This is a genomic window from Arthrobacter sp. AG1021 (assembly GCF_003633665.1).
GTDB lineage: Bacteria > Actinomycetota > Actinomycetes > Actinomycetales > Micrococcaceae > Glutamicibacter > Glutamicibacter soli.
Map to the genome: position 1 here is coordinate 286,535 of NZ_RBLB01000008.1, position 19,364 is coordinate 305,898.

A 19,364-nucleotide genomic window follows, 5' to 3' on the forward strand; every position below is an offset into this window, starting at 1 on the left:
ATGGATCCTGGACTGTCCACGAGAGAACTGGGGACCATGCACGTGGTTAATATCCCTGAGGACTCCTTCCCTTAGACGGGGCGGCGGTTAGCGAATCCGCAAGGATTACCCCCCAGCGCAACCGTTCGCCCCTTATGCGAAACAGGTCTCATACCGGATCTCCCCCGATCACTGGTATGGGACCTGTTTTGTATTTAACGGTATTTAGCGGCGCAAGTGTTCTCTAGGTATCTCCTAGGTATCAGACGAGTACCTTCTCAAGGTTTCTTCACAGGATTCGAGTGTTCCTCCACTCGTGCGACTAAGTACCTTGCGTCATAAGCTCGGATCAACGAGAGCTGCGGGACTACGCAAGGGGAAGCGGCTCTCAACTGGGGAATTTGCATCTTTTTGGGGGATTGCACGATATGTGTATTTTTTGGGGGGCTTTCACGCGCCTGCGCCCGCGCAACGGAATCTTCGCAGGTAGCGGGGTACGGTAATGTCGCAGATTAGCGGACGCCTTGAAAGCAATAACTTTGGATCATCGAAGCTCTTCGGTGCAACCCGCCCGGCAGAGCCGGCAGCAGCATCAACCGCAGCAGTCGACGGGCGTCGCTACGTTCGACGCCTTGCCGTCACCGATTTTGTCATCATCGCCGTAGCCAGCATCCTGCCGGAGGTTTTCGTCCTGGCCGGTGGCCAGCTGAATCCTGAAGCCCAGCAGCTGTCGCAGCACTTCGCGCTGACCGGGGCCGTCGTAGCACTGGCCTGGATTCTCAGCCTGGTCTTCTTCCAGACCCGCGCTGCCGGACGGATTGCCGTAGGCATGCAGGAATACAAATTCCTGGTCTACGCAACCGCAGCAGTGGCCGGCGGCATTGGGCTGATCGCCCTCATCACTGGAAACCTGGACTACAGGTTGTTCATCCTGCTGAGCCTGCCGGTTGGCCTCGGAGCGCTGCTCCTGGGGCGTTGGGGCTGGCGGCAATGGCTGGCGCGGCAGCGCCAGCGCGGCTTCGCGCTGAGCAACGTGCTGGTGTACGGACAGATCAAGGACGCGCCGTACGTGGTTCGACAGATCTCCAAGCAGTCCGGCCCTGCCTACCGCGTGGTGGGAGTGCTGCTCGACGGCGCACAGGACGAAGACTCCGAGCAGGTTCTTCGAATGGCAGATCCGACGCTTCCGCTGTCTTACGACACCGGAGCCATCGAGGATGAGGTCCTTCGCTACGGAGCGGACTCCGTGGTGGTGGCCGGCCCGCTGACCGGAGGAAACTCCGCGTTGCAGGAACTCGGATGGCGCTTGGAGAAGACCGGCACCAAGCTGATCGTCGTCTCCTCGCTCACCAACGTCGCCAGCCGCCGGGTGCGGACCAGCCCGGTCGACGGAATGCCGTTGCTGCACGTCGAGCTGGCCCGGTTCACCGGGTGGCGGTTCTTGCTCAAGCGCGGATTCGACATCGTTTTCGCCTCGCTGGCTCTGCTGGGCCTGAGCCCGGTATTCCTCGTCATCGCCTTGCTGATCCGCCTGGACGGCCCGGGAAAGATCTTCTACAAGCAGGAACGCGCAGGCCTGGACGGGCTTCCGTTCCACATGCTCAAGTTCCGGTCAATGGTGGAAAACGCCGAGGAGCGCTTGGCGGAGCTCGAAGCCCAGAATGAGGGCGCAGGGCCGCTGTTCAAGCTCAAGGACGACCCCCGGGTGACCCGCATCGGTCGCCTGCTGCGCAAGCACTCGCTCGACGAATTACCCCAGTTCATCAACGTCCTGCGCGGCGAGATGTCGGTCGTCGGGCCGCGGCCGCCGCTGTTCAAGGAAGTCGAAGCCTACACGGGACACGACCACCGTCGCCTGTACCTGAAGCCGGGCGTCACCGGGCTGTGGCAGGTCAGCGGACGATCCAATCTGGATTGGGCCGAAAGCATCCGCCTGGACCTGTACTACGCAGAAAACTGGACGGTTCTGAGCGACCTGCGCATCGTGTGGCGCACCTTTAAAGTCATGATCAAGCCAGATGGAGCCTACTAAATGAGCATCGCACCGGATACAAGCATCAACCCCGCACTGCGAGTCGCGGTGGTCGGTGCAGGATACTGGGGACCTAACCTGGCGCGAAACTTTGCAATGAGCAGTGAGTGGGAACTTGTCGCCATCTGCGACATGGACCTGGGACGCGCCCGGGCACTGGCCCGCAAGACCGGAGAGCCCGCGGTCGCCGGATCGCTGGATGAACTTTTGGCCAACCACGACATCGATGCCATCGCCATCGCCACGCCGGCGCGGACCCACTACGCCATCGCCATGCAGGCCATCGCCGCGGGGAAACACGTAGTGGTGGAAAAGCCGCTGGCGGACAACAGCGTGCACGGACGGGAAATGGTGCAGGCGGCGGCCGGCGCCGGAACCATCCTGATGGCCGACCACACGTACTGCTACACGCCGGCGGTGCTGAAGATCCGCGACCTGCTGGCCGACGGCGAGCTGGGGGAGATCCTCTACATCGATTCGACCCGCATCAACCTCGGACTGGTCCAGCCGGATGTCGACGTGTTCTGGGACCTTGCCCCGCACGACCTGTCCATCCTGGACTTCGTGCTTCCCGGAGGCCTGCGCCCGCTGTCGGTCACCGCACAGGGGGCAGACCCGCTGCAGGCGGGCAAGTCCTGCATCGGCTACCTGAGCATGCCGCTGGACAACGGGGCGCTGGCCCACGTGAACGTCAACTGGCTCTCGCCGACCAAGATCCGCCAGATGGTGATCGGCGGCAGCAAGAAGACCCTGATCTGGGACGACTTGAACCCGCAGCAGCGCTTGAGCATCTTCGACCGCGGCGTGGACCTGGACCGCCAAGAAATGATCCGCACCGACACCGAGGACCGCAAGGGAGCCACGATCTCCTACCGGCTCGGAGACACCTGGTCGCCGGCCCTATCCGAATTCGAACCGCTGGGGCTCATGGTCTCGCAGTTCGCAGCCAGCATCCGCGGCAACAAGCCCGCACCCACCGACGGCGCATCCGCACTGCGCGTCCTGCGCGTCCTGGAAGACGCCAGCGCAAGCCTGGCCAACGGATCCGCACCGCAGTTCAGCACCGAGACTTCCGCAATGGAGAACGCATCATGACCCAGCCACTGGCACGCCTTGAAGGCAAGAAATTCCTGGTTACCGGCGGCGCCGGCACCATCGGTTCGGAAATCGTCGACCAGCTGCTGGCTGCCGGCGCCGAACAGGTGGACATCCTGGACAACCTGGTCCGCGGACGCCGCGGCAACATTACCGAAGCCCTGTCCAGCGGCCGCGTGAACCTCATCGAGGGCGACATTGCCGACCGCGAACTGGTCCGCGAGGTCACCGAAGGCAAGGACGTGGTCTTCCACCAGGCGGCCATCCGCATCACCCAGTGCGCCGAGGAGCCGCGCCTGGCCGTGGACGTCATGGTCAACGGAACCTACAACGTCATCGAGGCGGCGGTGGAGGCCAAGATCCCGAAGGTCATCGCCGCATCCAGCGCGTCGGTCTACGGCATGGCCGAGGAGTTCCCGACCACCGAACGCCACCACCCGTACAACAACGACACGCTGTACGGCGTGGCCAAGACCTTCAACGAGGGCCTGCTCAAGAGCTTCCACGCCATGTACGGGCTGGACTACACGCTGCTGCGCTACTTCAACGTCTACGGACCGCGCATGGACGTGCACGGCGCCTACACCGAGGTGCTGGTGCGCTGGATGGAGCGCATCGCCGACGGGCTGCCGCCGCTGATCTTCGGCGACGGCTCGCAGACCATGGACTTCGTGTTCTCCGAGGACATTGCCCGCGCCAACCTGCTGGCCGCGGCCAGCCCGATCCGCGAAGGCATCTACAACGTGGCCAGCGGCGCCGAAACCAGCTTGAAGGAGCTGGCTGAAACGCTGCTGAAGGTCATGGGTTCGGACCTGCATATCGAGTACGGGCCGGAGCGCTCGGTGAACTCGGTGGTCCGCCGCCTGGCCGACACCAGCGCGGCCCGCCGCGACCTCGGCTTCGAGTCCACCGTGGGCCTGGAAGAGGGACTGCGCCGGCTGGTCACCTGGTGGGAGCCGCTGCGTGAGGAAGTCGCCGCCGGCCGGCTGCTGAAGAAGCCGGTTGCCGCAAGCCACTAGGCAAAACACCGCGTACGCACTACATTTGTGAATAATCTCGCGAACACCGATTTTTTGGGGGAAGAATCATGGATCGCATCAGCGTCATGAAGCCATGGCTGGGGACGGCCGAATCCGACGCGGTAGCAGAGGTCATCGCCTCGGGATGGGTCGCACAAGGCCCGCGCACCGCAGCATTTGAACAGGCATTTGCCGAACATCAGCAGGTGGGGCACGCGGTAGCGGCCTCGAACTGCACCACCGCGCTGCACCTGGCCTTGAAAGTCGCCGGGGTGCAGGCAGGGGATGATGTGGTTCTCCCGTCATTCTCGTTTATCGCCACCGCGAACGCCCCGACCTACCTGGGCGCGCGCCCGGTGTTCGCGGACGTCGAGGAAACCACGGGAAATGTCAGCGCGCAGACCATCGAAGCCGCACTGACACCGAAGACCACCGCCATCATCGCCGTGGACCAGGGCGGCATGCCGCTGGACCTGGAGCCGTTGCGGCGGCTGTGCGACGAGCGCGGGCTGGCGCTGGTCGAGGACGCCGCCTGCGGTGCGGGCTCGACCTACCGCGGCGCGCCCGTGGGCGTGGGCGCCGACGTGTCGGCGTGGTCGTTCCACCCGCGCAAGCTGCTCACCACCGGCGAGGGCGGCATGCTCACCACGAACAATGAGCAGTGGGCGCAGCGCGCCCGGCGCCTGCGCGAACACGCCATGGACGTCTCCGCGGCGGACCGCCACGGCTCCACGCTGGCCCCGCAGGAAAGCTACGGGGAGATCGGCTACAACTTCCGGATGACCGACATGCAGGCGGCCGTGGGACTGGTCCAGCTCTCCAAGCTCGAGCAGATGGTGGTGCGCCGGCGCGAACTGGCCGCACGCTACCAGCAGGAGCTGGCAGGGGTGCCGGGGCTGCGCTTCGTGCAGGACCCGGAGTACGGAACCTCCAACTACCAGTCATTCTGGATCGAGGTGAGCCGCCCGTTCCCGCTGGACCGCGAGGGGCTGCTGGCCAAGCTCGCCGAGGACGGGATCTCCGCACGCCGCGGCATCATGGCCTCGCACCTGCAGCCTGCCTACGCCGGGCACAGCGGGTACACGGTTGCGCTGCCGGTCACTGAGCGGCTGACCGCCAACACGCTGATCCTGCCGCTGTACCACGACCTTCGGGAAGAGGAACAGGACCGCGTGATCTCCAGCGTGCTCTCCGCCAGCGCGCTGACCACCGCCGGAGCCTAGCATGGCCAAAATCCTGCTCCTGGCCGCCAGCGGGCTGGCCCGGGAGACACTCGAATCCATCCGGCAGACAGGCGACCACCAGGTGCTCGGCATCCTGGATGACAATACAGCGCTGCACGGCACCTCGGTGAACGGGGTGCCGGTGCTCGGCGGACTGGACCTGGCCGTGCGGCGCAGCGAAAAGCTGCTGATCTGCGCAGGGAAGGGCGCCTCGCGGGCGGCCATCGCCCGGCGCCTGGACCTGCCCGAGGAACGCTACGCGACCCATGCCAGCGTCCACGCGGTGCTGGGCTACACGGTCGCCGTGGGCGCCGGCAGCATCATCCTGGCCGGCACCGTGGCCACCAGCGACGTGCGCATCGGACGCCATGTGGTGTTGATGCCGCGGGTGGTGCTCACCCATGACGACGTGCTGGGGGACTACGCCACGCTGGCCGCCGGCGCCACCCTGGCCGGCACCGTGCACGTTGGCAGCGAAGCCTACCTGGGCACCAACAGCACGGTCCGCGAAAACCTCAGCATCGGCCGCGGCGCAGTGCTAGGCATGGCCGCGGCGCTGATCGCCAACCTGCCGGCGGGGCAGACCTGGGCCGGAAATCCGGCCCGCCCGCTGGACTCCCGGATTCCGGGCCGCAACCCGGAACCGACCAACAACACACTTTTGAATGCAAGCCTGAAAGAGGCCACTCGATGAGCAACAACGCGATGACGACCCACGCACCCATTCCGCTGGTGGACCTGAAGGCCCAGCAGCGCGAAGTCCAGGACCAGGTTAATGAAGGACTGGCCCGGATCTTCGAGAATACCGCCTTCATCGGCGGCGCGGCCGTGGCAGACTTCGAACAGGCGTACGCCGGCTTCGTCGGGGCGGGGCACTGCATCGGCGTGGGCAACGGCACCGACGCGCTGGAACTCGCGCTGCGCGCCGCCGGGGTGGGCCCCGGGGACGAGGCCATCATCCCCGCCAACACCTTCGTGGCCACCGCCGAGGCCGTCAGCCTGGTCGGAGCCACCGTGGTGCCAGTGGACGTTGATCCGCAGCATCTGCTCATCGACCCGCTGGCCGCGGCCGAAGCCGTCACCGAGCGGACCAAGGCGATCATCCCGGTGCACCTGTACGGACAGACCGCCTTCGTGGAGGAACTGGAACCCATCGCTGCCGCCTGCGGCGCGGTGATCATCGAGGATGCGGCGCAGTCGCAGGGCGCCACCCGCTTCGGGCGCAATGCTGGAACCCTGGGCCGCGTTGCGGGCACCAGCTTCTACCCGGGCAAGAACCTGGGCGCGGCCGGCGACGCCGGCGCGGTCCTCACCAACGACCCCGAGCTCGCCGAGCGGGTCCGCCTGCTCTCGGCCCACGGCAGCCGCGTGAAGTACGTGCACGAGGCAGTGGGATGCAATTCCCGGCTGGATGCGGTGCAGGCGGTGGTGCTCAGCGCCAAGCTGGAGCGCCTGGCTGGCTGGAACCAGCTGCGCCGCGAGGCTGCAGCTCGCTACTCTGAACTGCTGGCGGACCATCGCGGTGTCGTCCTGCCGCAGCAGGCCGAGGGCAACGAGGACGTGTGGCACCTGTACGTCATCCAGGTCGAGGAACGCGACCGGGTGCTGGCCGAACTGAACGAGGCGGGTATCGGCGCCGGCATCCACTACCCGGATCCGGTGCACCTGACCCCTGCATTCGAGCACCTGGGCTACGGCGCAGGCTCCTTCCCCGTCGCCGAGCAGGCGGCCGGGCGGATCCTGTCGCTGCCGCTGTACCCGCACATCACCGCGGAACAGCAGCAGCGGGTGGTGGAGGCACTGAATCGAGCGCTGCGCCGATGACACCGCGCCGCGCAGCCGGCCGCAGGGCCGTGCCCGCCGGCTCGCCAACAGCCGGCGGAGCCTTCGGGTGGAGCTTGGCGAACACCATGATCTCCAAGCTGGGCACGCTGGGCATTGGCATCGTCCTCGCGCGCGTACTCGGCCCCGAGCAGTTCGGGACCTTCGCGATCGCACTGGTTGCCCTGATGGCGGTGCTCAGCTTCAACGAGCTTGGCGTGAGCCTGGCAATCGTGCGCTGGCGGGAGCACCCGAGCTCGATCGTGCCGACGGTGAACACCATCTCCGTCATCGCCAGTACGCTGTTCTGCGCCGCTGCGTGGTATGCCGCCCCCACCTTCACCCGGCTCATGGGCGACGAAGGCGCGACCCTCGTGGTTCGCCTGCTGATCTTGTCGGTCCTGGTCAACGGCGTCGTCGCCGCGCCCGCCGCCCTGCTGCAGCGCAACTTCCAGGAACGCCAGCGGCTGGTCATCGACCAGGTCAACGTCTGGGCGGGCGCCGGAATCTCGGTCGCGCTGGCGCTGCTCGGGATGGGCGCCATGGCCCTGGCCATTGGCCGGCTGGCCGGAAGCGCGATTTCCGCAGTGATGTTCCTGCGTGCGTCGCCGGAGCCCTACCGCTGGGGGTGGCGCCAGGACAAGGCGGTCGCGCTGCTGAAGTTCGGCCTGCCGCTGGCCGGGACGAGCATCATCGTCTTTTGCATCGGGTACTCTGACCAGCTGATTGCCGGGGCCCTGCTGGGCGCGACAGCCCTAGGCTACTACGTCCTCGCCTTCAACCTGTCCAGCTGGCCGGTGTCGATTGTCTCCCAGCCGCTGCGCCGCGTCGCGCCCGCCGCCTTTGCCGCGATCCAGGACAACCCGGCGCACCTGCGCTCAAGCATCCTGGCCCTGTTCAGCGTGCTCGCCTGCGTGACCGTTCCGGTGTTCGTGGTGATGGCTGCCGCGGCGGCGCCCCTGGTCCGGATCGTCTACGGCGAGGTCTGGCTTCCGTCCGCTCCGGTGATGAGTTGGCTGGTCGTCTCGGCGCTGTCCAAGGTGCTGTGCGAGTTGGCCTATGACTACATCGTAGTGATCGGCAAGACCTCCGAGGTCTTCAAGATCCAGGTCATCGGGCTCATCGTGCTCATCCCGGCGCTGGCCGCCGGGGCACTGCTCGGCGGCCTGGTCGGTCTCGCGCTGGCCCAGGCCATGGTGGCATTCCTGGTCATGCTGCCGCTGTACCTGCTCAGCCTGCGCGCGGCGGGACTGAAGCTTGGCACGATGATCCGCCGCCTGGCCATGCCCCTGGCCTCCGGCGCAGTGGTCGGCGCGGTGTCGCTGTTCGTGGTTCAGCGCATCACGAATCCCTGGCTGGCATTGTTGGCCGCCGGATGCATCGGGCTGGTTGCCATGGCGGGACTGGTATACCTGCGGAAGAAGGACGTGGTCCACGTGCGCGGCCTTGCCGGCGCGGGAGCGAAGGAGACGGTCAAGTGAAGATCCTCGTCTATCCCCATGACATGAACATGGGAGGCAGCCAGCTCAACGCCATCGAGCTGGCCGGTGCCGTGCGGGACCTGGGGCATGAAGTCGGCATCGTCGGGCATCCCGGCAGCTTGGAAGCCCGGGTGGCGGAACTTGGCCTGGAATTCATCGCCCTGCCCGCGCCGGGCCGCAGGCCGAGCCCTACGATGGTTCGTGCGCTGCGGTCGCTGATGAGCGAGCGGGGAATCGATGTCATCCACGGTTATGAATGGCCGCCGGCATTGGAGGGCATGGCGGCCTGCCGCGGCATCCGCGCTCGCTGCGCGGCCACGGTGCTCTCGATGTCGGTCGCCCCGTTCATTCCCCGGACGATGCCGCTGATGGTGGGCACGGAGCAGATTGCGGATGCGGAGCGGCGCTTCGGGCGTGGCCGCGTCTCGCTCATGGAGCCGCCGGTCGACACCGTCTTGAACCAACCGGAGGTCGTGGACCAGCCGCAGCTCGAAGCCTTGCGCTTCGAGGTGGATGTGCAGGCCCTGAAGATCGTCATGGTCAACCGGCTGGCTCACGAGATGAAGCTGGAGGGAATCCTCTGCGCCATCGAGGTGGTCGGCTCCCTGGACAACGAGATCCGGGCCCAGCTGATCATCGTGGGAGACGGACCTGCCCGGGAGGAGGTCGCCCGCGCCGCGGACGAAGCCAATCTGCGCGCAGGCAGCCAGCGGGTCATCCTCACCGGCGAGCTCGAGGATCCCCGATGGGCCTACCAGATCGCCGATATCACCCTGGGCATGGGAGGGTCCGCGCTGCGCGCTATGGCGTTCGCCAAGCCGCTGATCGTGCAGGGCGAGCAGGGTTTTTGGCAGACTCTGACGCCACGGTCGCAGGACCAGTTCCTATGGCACGGCTGGTATGGCCACGGTGGCGGGGCGCAGCACGGGGCGGAGAACCTCCGCGACCAGCTGTTGCCGTTGCTTGGCAGCGCCGAACGCCGCGCGGAGCTCGGCCGGTTCGCCCATGAGCTGCTCAACCGCCGGTTTTCGCTGCGGGGCGCAGCACAACGCCAGGTCGAATTCTATGAACAGGTCCTTGCCACACGGCTCACCAGCGGCCAGTGGGCCGCCGAGCTGCCGCTGGCCGCGCTTCGCTTTGCCCGCTACAAGGCCGGGCGGCTGATCGCCCGTCTTCGCGGCACCTGGAGCGTCGACGACTTCAACGCGACCGCGACGGTGGCTCGGGGCCGACGCCGGGCGGAGGTGTCCCAGCCATGAGCGAGCATGCCCAAGAGGTCATCGTCATCATGCCGGGGACCCGCTGGCAAGACACCCAGGGAACCGATCACCGCCTGGCTGAAGCGCTGGCCGCGCATGCCCGGATCCTGTGGATCGACCCTCCCATTCCCGTCGCAGGACCCGCCGCCTCGGTGCGTCCGCAGAGGCTGCGCCGCCACTATCTTGACGAGCCCGTCCCGGGGCTGACCAGGCTGAGATTCCTGGCCCCGCCCAAGTTCACGCATCGGCTCATGCAGCCGGCGGTTCGCGCCCTGCGCCGCCGGGCACTGCGCAGTGCGCTGCGTGACCTGCAGGCCAGGGTCGGCGGCACGGTGCTGCTCTCGCCGCGGGACGGCTTCATGCCCGGGGTGTCCGGATTCAAGTCCCTGCACGTGACGGACGACTGGATCGCGGGTGCCGGGCTGATGGGCCTGGACAGCGGACAAATCCGCACCACCTTGGAGGACAGCCTCCGGCATGCGGACATCGTCACCGCGGTGTCTCCGCATTTGGCCGAGTCCATGTCGCGCCTGGCTGGCGGCCGCGACGTGCAGACGCTTCCCAATGGCTGCAGCCCGGCTCCGGCGCTGGTTCCGTCCGTTTCCGACGAGCGCACCGTGTTGCTGGGGCAGCTCAATGAACGCCTCGATTTCGACCTGCTGGACGAGCTCCTGGACCACGGCATCAGCCTGGAGGTCATCGGCCCGCGCCGGGAGCGGGAACCGGCGGTTTCGCGCCGGATTGATCGGCTGCTGGCCCACCCGCAGGTTTCATGGCGCGGCGAGGTCCCGCCGGGGGCCGTGCCGGGTCTGCTTTCCGGGGCGAGCCTGGGCATCACCCCCTATGCGGACAGCGAGTTCAATCGCGCCAGCTTCCCGTTGAAGACCCTGGACTACCTGGCGGCAGGCGTGCCAGTGGTCGCCACCGATTCCCCGGCGGTACGCTGGCTGAACAGCCCCGACGTCCACATCGCCGAGGACCGCAGGCAGTTCGTGGACTTGGTGCGCCGGGTCGGGTCAGCCAGACTGAGCGACTCTCAGCGGGAATCGGTGCGCCTCCAGGCGGTCGAACATTCCTGGGATGCCAGGGCCTGCAGGCTGCTGGAGCTGGCCGGAGGTGCGCCATGAGAATTCTTGCTGCGTGTTCTGTGCTGATGGCTTCGCTGCTGCTGGGCGGCTGCACGGTTGCCGATGCGAACAAGTCAGCGCAGGACGCGCAGCCTCAGTCGCTTGGCGCGTTGGGGCTGCCGCTGGTTCCGTGGGAGGGCGGGCCCGCCTATTGGAACCAGTTCCCCAAGGCTGCCAAGGGAGGGTGGACCGACCCCTCGTTCTTCCCCATTGTGGTGTGGTTCAACGGCGTGTCATCGCAAGAGGAGATCGACTACGACAAGAAACTGGGCATCAACACCTATATCGGCATGCCCGAGGACTTCGACGCGGCGTGGCTTAATGACAACGGCCAGTTCTACATCGGGGCATCGCTGAACGACACCTTCTCGGTCGATACCCCCAGCTGGGTCGGCTATCTGATGGATGACGAGGTGGATGGCCGCTACGAAGCGGCAGCCGGCCGGGAGCATCTGGCTGCACTGCGGGCGGACAAGCCGAAAGGCCTATTCGGCTACTCCAACTACACGTACATGGTGCTGGAAAACGACATGAAGGAATCGGATGTTTCAGCTTATGTCAACGATTTCACCGATGTCGTGTCGGTGGACAAGTACTGGTACACGATCCCTCACTGCTCGAACGACCCCTATCGCGACGTGTCGTTGTTGCCCGTCGCCCAGGAATCCTGCCGCAGCTCATCGAGCTACGGACGGACCATGCAGTCCCTGAGGGTCCGTGACGCGATGGACGGAAAGCTGCAGCCCCTGTGGCAGTTCGTCGAAAACATGACCGGAGCCGACCTGGAACAGAACTTCACCGGAAATATCAGTCCGGACCAGCTGCGTGGAGCGGTGATGAATTCGCTGATCAACGAAGCCCGGGGCATCGTGTACTTCAACCAGGCATTCGCCGGTGACTGCAAAGGCGGCAACGTCTTCCGGCTGGCACAAGTCCAGGAAGGATACTGCGGAGCCGAACAGGTCAAGGCCGCCAGGAAGATCAACTCGCAGATCCACGAACTGGCACCGGTCCTCAACACCCAGACCCTCGACTTCACCACCAGCGAATCGGTGGACAGCATGCTGAAGGTCGTGGACGGATCCGCGTACTTCTTTGCCATGCCTGCCCCCGGGGCGGCCCCGGGCCAAGTCGTCATGTCCCTGCCGGAGGGCGTGACGGGAACCAGCGTCGAGGTGCTCTTCGAGGACCGCAAGCTGCCCGTCAGCGATGGGATATGGACCGATTCCTTTGCCCACGAATACAGCTACCACATCTACAAGGTGAAACTGTGAAACCAACCATTGACCATGTCATTCTCACCCGATTCAACCTCCCGTCGCGGGGCGCCGAAAGCTTGATCCGTGCGCGCGAGGGATGGCTGCGAGACCGCCAAGAGCTGTTCGAAGCGTACTGCTTGCCCAGCATCCTAGAGCAGACCAACCAGAATTTCAGCTGGATCATCTACTTTGATCCTCGGAGCCCGCAATGGCTCAAGGACAAGATCGAGGATTTTCAGCTCAAGGGCTATTTTGTGCCGGTCTTCCGCGAAGAAGTCAGCTCCGAGCAGCTCCTGGCCGATCTTCGAATGGTCACCGGAGGAACCGCTGATGTTTTGCTGACGACCAATTTGGACAATGACGACGGTTTGGCGCTCGACTTTGTTGAGCGGGTGCAGGCCGCGGTCCAGTCCAGGGACTCCCAAGCAATCTACGTGAGCCACGGTCTGATCCAGTGCGGCGAGCGGGTCTACCTACGGCATGATCCGTTAAATGCGTTCTGCTCGGTGGCATCGTCGTGGGATCTGCCGGTAACCTGTTGGAAAGACTGGCACAATCTTTTGGGACAGCACATGTCGACTCGGCAGGTTGGGGGTGCTCCCGGATGGCTTCAGGTGATCCACGATTCGAATGTGAGCAACAGGGTGCGCGGGATCAGGGTTTCTCCCTCTGCGTATCGTGGCCAATTCGCCGGCGGACTGGCGGGCGTGTCGAACCCGAACTCGTGGGATCTTCGTCGTGAACGGCTGCTGCTCCAGCCGTTGCGCCGGATGAAAGAAGGTGCGCGGCTGCTTGCCAAGACCGTTCTGATGCGCATGGGCGGTAGGCCGCTACTGGACAAGGTCAAGGGTTGGCGCCAAGTTACGCAGTAAGTAGATGCTGACTATTGAACTATATGTTCAACAGCTGCAAAATAAAGTACGGGGACGGAATTGGGGAATTCCGGCAAGTCGTGGCAACACGCAAATATGGGGGAATAATGTTTCTGCGCGACCTTTTGTACAGCTGCCTGAGGCGTTGGTATTTTTTGGTTTTCGGCCTGGTTGCCACCTTGGCCGCGACGTTCATGGCGTATACGACCATTCAACCAACCTATGAAGCGAACGCCAGCGCTGTGCTGATCCCTCCCAAAGTTGCAGTTATGGTCGGTGACAACCCCTACCTATATCTTGGCGGGTTGGATCAAGCCCTGGGTGTGCTGCAGGTCAAGATGGCATCCCCCGATGTTCTGGAGACATTGACCGAAAAGTACCAGGATTCAGAGGTGCTGGTGAGCAAGGACGTCTCGACCTCCGGGCCCATCGCCGCCATCAAGGTCAGCGGACCGACGGCCGAGCAGACCATGGCGCTGCTCGATGAAACCGTTGCGCTGGTACCCCAGACATTGACGTCGTTGCAGCAGGAGCAGAAAGTTCCCGTGCCCTCGCTTATCACCTCGATGGAGCTTTCCAAGGATCTTGAACCCACGGCGGTGAGAAAGCGCCAGATCCAGATGACGGCCGTCGTGTTCGTCGGAGGAGCCAGCGCCTCGTTGCTGCTGACTGGCCTGCTGGATCGCCTGCTGACCGGACGCAAGGAGCGCGGCTCGGCGCGCAAACTAGCGCGGCAGTCGAGGAAGAACCGCACGGCAACGCCGCCCTCAGATCCGACGGACGAGCCGGCCGATGACGAGTCCGTGCAGGCTCCGATCCAGCGCGCTCCCGAGGCAGAGCTTCGGCCCAACGGACCCCCGTCCTCCGGACTGATCGACGAACTCAACGAAGCCGACGTTCGTGTCCGTTCGTGAAGCCGAGCCCTCGACGTTCAGGCAGCGGCTGAGGGAATTCACTCCGAAGCCCCTGCACGCGCCCGACGCGGCGACGGTTCTGAGCGTCTACCTTTTCCTGCTGGTGGCGATTCCCTCCGACCGGGGTATTGCCCAGCTGGGAGCCGCCGGTTCTCCGGCCGGCCTGTTTGCCATGGGCATGCTGCTCTGGTGGGTATGGCACCATCTGCGGGGGCTGCGCCTGCGCGGCCACGTCATCCAACCGGTGCGCATTGCGCTGGTGCTCTTCGCCGGCTGCGTCTTGGCGAGCTACATCGCCTCGGCCCAGCTGGCACTGCCATTCGTCGATAGCAACGCGGCAACAATGAACCTGCTGAAAATGGCGGGGTTCGCCGGGGTCGTGCTGGTCATGAACGACGGACTTCGCGACCGCGAGCGGTTTCTGGTATTGCTGAACCGCGTAGCTTGGGCTGGCGGTCTCTACGCCCTGCTCGGGTTAATCCAGTTCGTGACAGGGGAGAACTTCGTTTCGGATATCGACATTCCGGGGCTCGGATCCTCAGGCAGCGGCGGGGTGGACTCACGCGGAGATTTTGTCAGGCCTGAAGCCACCGCCAGACACACTTTGGAATACGCGTCGGTGATCACCGTCACGTTGCCTATCGCGCTGACGCTGGCGATGTATGGCACGAGCCGCCATTGGATTCGCCGGTGGCTTCCGACAGCCTTCATCGCCTTGGCGGCAGTGCTTTCGGTGACGCGCTCCGCCTTGCTGGGGGTCGTGGTCGTCATGGCGATCCTGGTTCCCACCTGGGCGCCGCGCATCAGGAAAACTGCCCTGCTGGTGATGCTGGTGGGCGCCGTGGTGCTCTACGTTGCCGTTCCGGGTCTCGCAGGAACCATCATGGGCATGTTTTCCGGATCAGACCCGAGCATCGATTCGCGAACCGCCAGCTATTCCTCCATCGGCGCGTACCTGCAAGTCTCGCCGTGGATCGGCCGCGGGCTGGGAACCATGACTGCCGACTACCGGATCTTCGATAACCAGTACATTGGCCTGATGATTGAGATCGGTTTGATCGGTCTGGCCGCATTCTTGGCGCTGATTCTGGTGTCGGCAGGTTGCGCCCTGTGGCCGAAAAAGCTCGACGATCCGCTGATCAAGGCCCTTGGCCCGGCCTTGGGGGCCGCGACACTGGCCGGAGCGATGCTCAGCGCGTTCTTCGACTCTTTCCATTTTCCGCAGGCACTCGGAGTGCTCAGCCTCACCGTTGGCCTGTGCGGTGCGTACTGGAACGTTGCCTGGAGCGTGCGCCAGGAGAAAAACCCGAAGCCCCATGAAGAATCCATGGAAGCTGGCGGCATCCAGCGGGTGGCCCGCACCTATTTCAAGCGCTGGTACGCGGCTGTGCTGGTCGTGGCCTGTCTTGTGCCGGTGGGAATCGGGATTCGGCAAAGCAGCGGTGTGTACTACACGAGTTTCGACGTGATCTTCCAGGCGCCCGACGGGGCAACCAAGGACAACGCGCTGCGCACCGAAGCCTCGTCAACCGTGCACTATGCGGCCATGGTCCAGCGGATGTACGCAGATACCCACAACGTGCCCGACGTGCGCCCGGTACGTGCAGCGTTGTACGGAGTCGGCATCCGCGACCTGGAGGCCGTTTACCTGCCGAGTTCAGGCGGGCAGTGGCAGTCCAATTTCAACAAGGCGCAAATCACCGTGGAAATCGTCAAGGAGAACCCCGACGAGGCCCTGCGGAGGGCGGATGAAATTTCCAAGGAAATTAGTCGGCTGTCCAAAAATCCGCAAGATAGCATCGGCGTGTGGAAGAGCTCCCAGATCACCACCGACAGGGTGGCAACCACCGTACCGGTGGGCTACATCAATGTGCGAACCAAATACGCGTTGGCGACCTTGGGAATTTTGGGGATTGCTGCATCAGTCGTCGCAACACAGGTGGCGGATGCACTCATTCGTGCCGTGTCCCGACACCGCGCGAAGTCACGCCCGGCACCGGAAGCTGCGCGCAGCTAGCCCGAGCGGGATTGAATGCCACCACGCGACCGCAGCAGAAGCTCGTCTGCAGAACCTGTCGTGGCCAGCGGGAAAATGCTATGGTCCAAGGTGGCCGGCCGAACCTGAAGCATGAGAGAGCGGACAACAGGTCGGTGTGGGAGACGACGGGGTCACACGTGAAGTTTCCCGCCGTATTTCTGCCTTCGTGGCCAGCTCCGTGGGAGCCAGTGGAGTTCGACAGCGAAAGAAGCCTGAGTTCGCCCGGGAAAGGCTCAGCGACGCTCCCGGCACCATGCAGGGATGGTTTCGCTTCAGCAAGGCGAAGCCCTTCCCGGTTCCGCCAAACCCGGGGGATCCCCGCGCGTTCTACGGACGTTTTCGCCTGGAACGCGTCTAACCCGGGAGCTGTTTCGAGAATTCACCGTGAATTCTCGAAACGGCTCCCTGGTCAGGGACCGGCTACGGATCAGAGCCTTTCCTCCTCGTCCTGCCGGCTATGGTGGTCGGCCTCAGCTGCGGCTTGTCTCATCGCGTTCCCACGTCGTCTTTTCGGATTTGGCCCGTCGATTCTTGAGCCGGGCCGAGAGCACCAGCCCCGCGTACACCGCAGCATCCAACGCTGAACCCGGACCTGCAATGGAACGGGCCAGTTCAATGGCGGTCTGCTTCGTGGACGTTCCCGAGGGGGCGGCTGCCTGCCCTGTGATTTCAGTCTGCCCTCGATAGTTGCGTTGGAGGATGCCCATCAGGGCGTGGAGCGTACGCGGCGTGACGACCTTGACCGGAATGCTCGGTACGATGTCTTTTTCCCCGGTTCCGAATTGGAGATCGACGAAGAGGTCATCGCCCGTGAACTCCGGAAACTGCTTGAACCGCGCGCGTCCCGAAGCGCTCATGGCATATGCCCCCGCACCCCACAACGCCTTGTTGGTCGACGGCAGCCGGCGGCGCGCCCGGTAGAAAGAACGAACCGGCCATGTGGCGCCGCTGGTGTCGTATTCGAACGCAGGACGGGCCGTCAGCGCCCCCGGCTGGTTCAGGCGCTCGAAGGTCATGCGCAACGCCGACACCGTCAACGTGATGTCTGCGTCCAGGTACAGCCGTGGGAAAACATCGGTGGACTCGTCGGCCAGATTCAGCGCCGCGACCTTGGACGGGATGGACGATTCAAGCACTCGCACACCGGCGAAGCTGCGCGCGACATCCGCCGTGTTATCGGTGCAGCCATTGCAGGCCACGATGACGTCGATCGTGCCTGCCGCTGCCAGCGGTGCCAGCGGGGTCAAGGTGCGGGCTATGACCCTGGCTTCGTTGTGGGCCGGGATGATCACCGCCCCGTGGGGGAAGTTGGCCCCGCCGTCGACCGGCTGCGTTCCGCTGGGCAGGCCATGCCAGGACTTCTCATCCGCGATCCGTGCGAACAGACCCCGATGCGCCGGCTTATTAAGCCGCGCGGCATGATGCAGGGCCACTAGCGCATGAAAGGCCGCCGCATAGCGCGCAGTGCCGTGCTTGCGCGCATAACGCACCCGATTCACCGCCATGAGCGCGTTAAGCTCCAGGGAGGAACCCGAACCGCCCATCTGGTGGGTCATCACCGCCGCCGGCTCATACCAGATTCTCGCCCCTGCCGAGCGTGCGCGGTGGAAGTAATCCGTCTCCTCCGAGTACAGGAAGAACTGCTCGTCCCATGAACCGAGCTGTTGTTCGAGCTTCGCATCGATCAGCAGTGCCGCGCCCGTGGCCCAATCGACCTGGTGGGGATGGGCGTAGCTTTCCGAATCGAACTCGATCTCCGTAGTCCATCCCGGCCTGGACGAAAGCCTGGCCCCGAACAGCGCGTCGCCCAGCGACCGCGTCAAATTCGGTTCGCGGCGCAGGGACACATAGGTCGTCCCGTCCGATTCCAAGAGCTTGGGCACCACGATCCCAGCGCCCGAGCGGCGCATCCGCGCGGTCAATGCGGCGATGGCACCGGGGGATACGGTCAGGTCTGGATTGAGCACCAGCACGGCATCGCAGTCGCCCACCAGTGTGCGGGCCATGTTGATGCCACCGGCATAACCGAGGTTGGCGCGGTTCTCCAGCACCAGCACATCCGGATGCCGCCTGAGAATCTCGACGGTATCGTCCGTGGAGCCGTTGTCGGAGACTACCACCCGCAGATGCATGTTCTGGGCCTCGCTGCGCAGGCTTTCGAGCAGATCCTGGATCGAATCGGCGTTGTTGTAAGTCACCACCAGGATGCTGACCTCAGCATGCTCCGGAGCGGAACAGAACTCGCCCGGCGTGGTCTGCAGCCGCTCAAGGACTTGCGGAAGATTCTCGATTTCGCGGGGCTCGATTCGTCCCGTGAGGTAGGCGCGTTCACGGCGAATTCGGAGCAGCCCGGGAGGGTCATTGACCAGGTATCGCTGTGCCAGCCGGCGTGGTTCCAGGCTCAGGCGCCATGCCCACTCCAGTCCGTTGTCGCTGACCCAGGCTGGAGATCGCTTGACGACGCCGGCCAGGAAATCCACCACGGCACCGAATGCCAGCAGAACCTTGGCTCCGGTCAGCGCCCCGTAGCTGGCCATCCATAGCTCCTGGCGCGGCTTGCCCAAGCCCACCACCAGGATGTCGGTCTGCGACTGGCGGATTTGCTCGGCCAGCTCGAATGACGCCTGCGGGTTTTCGACATCGGCCCGTGATGGAGCCCAGAATCCCGAAACTCTCAGCCGCGGCCTGTCCGCCGGCAGCGTCGCGGCCAGTTGCTGCTGCACGTGTGGCTGGCCTCCTAAGAACCCCACGGAGAGGTCCTCCTGCTCGGCGGCGTCGAGGAGCGGGCCGATCAGGTCGCTGCCGGCCAGACGGGGCCATGACTGCTGGGTGATCTGATTGGCTTGGGCCACCAATGGGGCGCCGTCGAGCAATGTCAGCCAGTGCATGCCGCGCTTCGCGTCGTCGTGCACCGGGTCGTTGCCTGGACGCAGCGGCCGGGTGATATTTGTCGAATCGCCCAGCACCCCGCGCCACCGGCTGTCATTGCCGAACTGCACGATGTGGTCCAGGTTCGCCGACACCACGGAGAGCGGACCGACTGATTCCTGCGACGCCAGTGCGTGGTCGATGATCTGTTTGACCGCGTCCTGCTGGTCCATCAGATCGACGACGATGCCGCCGAGGCTGATTTTTTGGTGAGTTGAGTACACTTTTGACTCCTTGCAATTCCAGCCAGGGCGCGGTCGCAGTACTTCGCTGCAGTCGTCAGGGGCTGGTACGACGTAGATGTGAAAGGCGCGGCT

At 64.7% G+C, this 19,364-nt stretch carries 14 protein-coding genes; 13 read left to right on the forward strand and 1 reads right to left on the reverse strand.

All coding sequences use genetic code 11. The features are described 5' to 3' along the window. Nucleotides 1-481 precede the first annotated feature (481 nt). The 13 genes from DFO58_RS09835 to DFO58_RS09895 all read left to right on the forward strand — a co-directional run bounded on the left by DFO58_RS09835 (nucleotide 482) and on the right by DFO58_RS09895 (nucleotide 16,098). Nucleotides 482-2,011, forward strand: coding sequence for a sugar transferase (locus DFO58_RS09835; RefSeq protein WP_052772322.1), 1,530 nt, complete (start codon nucleotides 482-484; stop codon nucleotides 2,009-2,011). Next, nucleotides 2,012-3,106 (forward strand): Gfo/Idh/MocA family oxidoreductase, encoded by a 1,095-nt coding sequence (locus DFO58_RS09840; protein WP_120990443.1) that lies wholly within the window; start codon nucleotides 2,012-2,014, stop codon nucleotides 3,104-3,106. A gap of 8 nt (nucleotides 3,107-3,114) precedes the next feature. Beyond that, the gene (locus tag DFO58_RS09845) at nucleotides 3,115-4,125 is read left to right on the forward strand and encodes an NAD-dependent epimerase/dehydratase family protein (protein WP_120990847.1); all 1,011 of its coding nucleotides are present in this window, start codon (nucleotides 3,115-3,117) and stop codon (nucleotides 4,123-4,125) included. A gap of 68 nt (nucleotides 4,126-4,193) precedes the next feature. Beyond that, entirely contained in the window at nucleotides 4,194-5,348 is a 1,155-nt protein-coding gene (locus DFO58_RS09850) for a DegT/DnrJ/EryC1/StrS family aminotransferase (RefSeq protein WP_120990445.1), read from the forward strand. Nucleotide 5,349: 1 nt separating this feature from the next. Beyond that, nucleotides 5,350-6,042, forward strand: coding sequence for a NeuD/PglB/VioB family sugar acetyltransferase (locus DFO58_RS09855; protein ID WP_120990447.1), 693 nt, complete (start codon nucleotides 5,350-5,352; stop codon nucleotides 6,040-6,042). Further along, a complete protein-coding gene (locus tag DFO58_RS09860; RefSeq protein ID WP_120990449.1) occupies nucleotides 6,039-7,172 on the forward strand; it encodes a DegT/DnrJ/EryC1/StrS family aminotransferase in 1,134 nt (377 codons plus the stop codon). The genes DFO58_RS09855 and DFO58_RS09860 overlap by 4 nt, the downstream gene beginning before the upstream one ends. Beyond that, the gene (locus DFO58_RS09865; RefSeq protein WP_120990451.1) at nucleotides 7,169-8,650 is read left to right on the forward strand and encodes an oligosaccharide flippase family protein; all 1,482 of its coding nucleotides are present in this window, start codon (nucleotides 7,169-7,171) and stop codon (nucleotides 8,648-8,650) included. Before DFO58_RS09860 ends, DFO58_RS09865 begins: the two co-directional genes overlap by 4 nt. After that, nucleotides 8,647-9,909 (forward strand): glycosyltransferase, encoded by a 1,263-nt coding sequence (locus DFO58_RS09870; RefSeq protein WP_120990453.1) that lies wholly within the window; start codon nucleotides 8,647-8,649, stop codon nucleotides 9,907-9,909. Before DFO58_RS09865 ends, DFO58_RS09870 begins: the two co-directional genes overlap by 4 nt. Beyond that, nucleotides 9,906-11,036 carry a glycosyltransferase gene (locus tag DFO58_RS09875; protein WP_120990455.1) on the forward strand — a complete coding sequence of 377 codons (1,131 nt, stop codon included), beginning with the start codon at nucleotides 9,906-9,908 and terminating at the stop codon, nucleotides 11,034-11,036. The genes DFO58_RS09870 and DFO58_RS09875 overlap by 4 nt, the downstream gene beginning before the upstream one ends. Next, complete coding sequence (locus DFO58_RS09880; protein WP_183043150.1) at nucleotides 11,033-12,310, forward strand: hypothetical protein; 1,278 nt, start codon at nucleotides 11,033-11,035, stop codon at nucleotides 12,308-12,310. Before DFO58_RS09875 ends, DFO58_RS09880 begins: the two co-directional genes overlap by 4 nt. After that, nucleotides 12,307-13,167 carry a glycosyltransferase gene (locus tag DFO58_RS09885; RefSeq protein WP_286163546.1) on the forward strand — a complete coding sequence of 287 codons (861 nt, stop codon included), beginning with the start codon at nucleotides 12,307-12,309 and terminating at the stop codon, nucleotides 13,165-13,167. The genes DFO58_RS09880 and DFO58_RS09885 overlap by 4 nt, the downstream gene beginning before the upstream one ends. Nucleotides 13,168-13,274: 107 nt before the next feature. Next, a complete protein-coding gene (locus DFO58_RS09890; protein WP_147407242.1) occupies nucleotides 13,275-14,081 on the forward strand; it encodes a hypothetical protein in 807 nt (268 codons plus the stop codon). Further along, on the forward strand, nucleotides 14,068-16,098 hold the full coding sequence (locus DFO58_RS09895; RefSeq protein ID WP_120990463.1) for an O-antigen ligase family protein: 2,031 nt from the start codon (nucleotides 14,068-14,070) through the stop codon (nucleotides 16,096-16,098). The genes DFO58_RS09890 and DFO58_RS09895 overlap by 14 nt, the downstream gene beginning before the upstream one ends. A 491-nt stretch (nucleotides 16,099-16,589) precedes the next feature. Here the strand turns inward: DFO58_RS09895 and DFO58_RS09900 are convergent, their stop codons facing one another. Then, nucleotides 16,590-19,271 (reverse strand): WecB/TagA/CpsF family glycosyltransferase, encoded by a 2,682-nt coding sequence (locus DFO58_RS09900; protein WP_120990465.1) that lies wholly within the window; start codon nucleotides 19,269-19,271, stop codon nucleotides 16,590-16,592. Nucleotides 19,272-19,364: the final 93 nt, after the last annotated feature.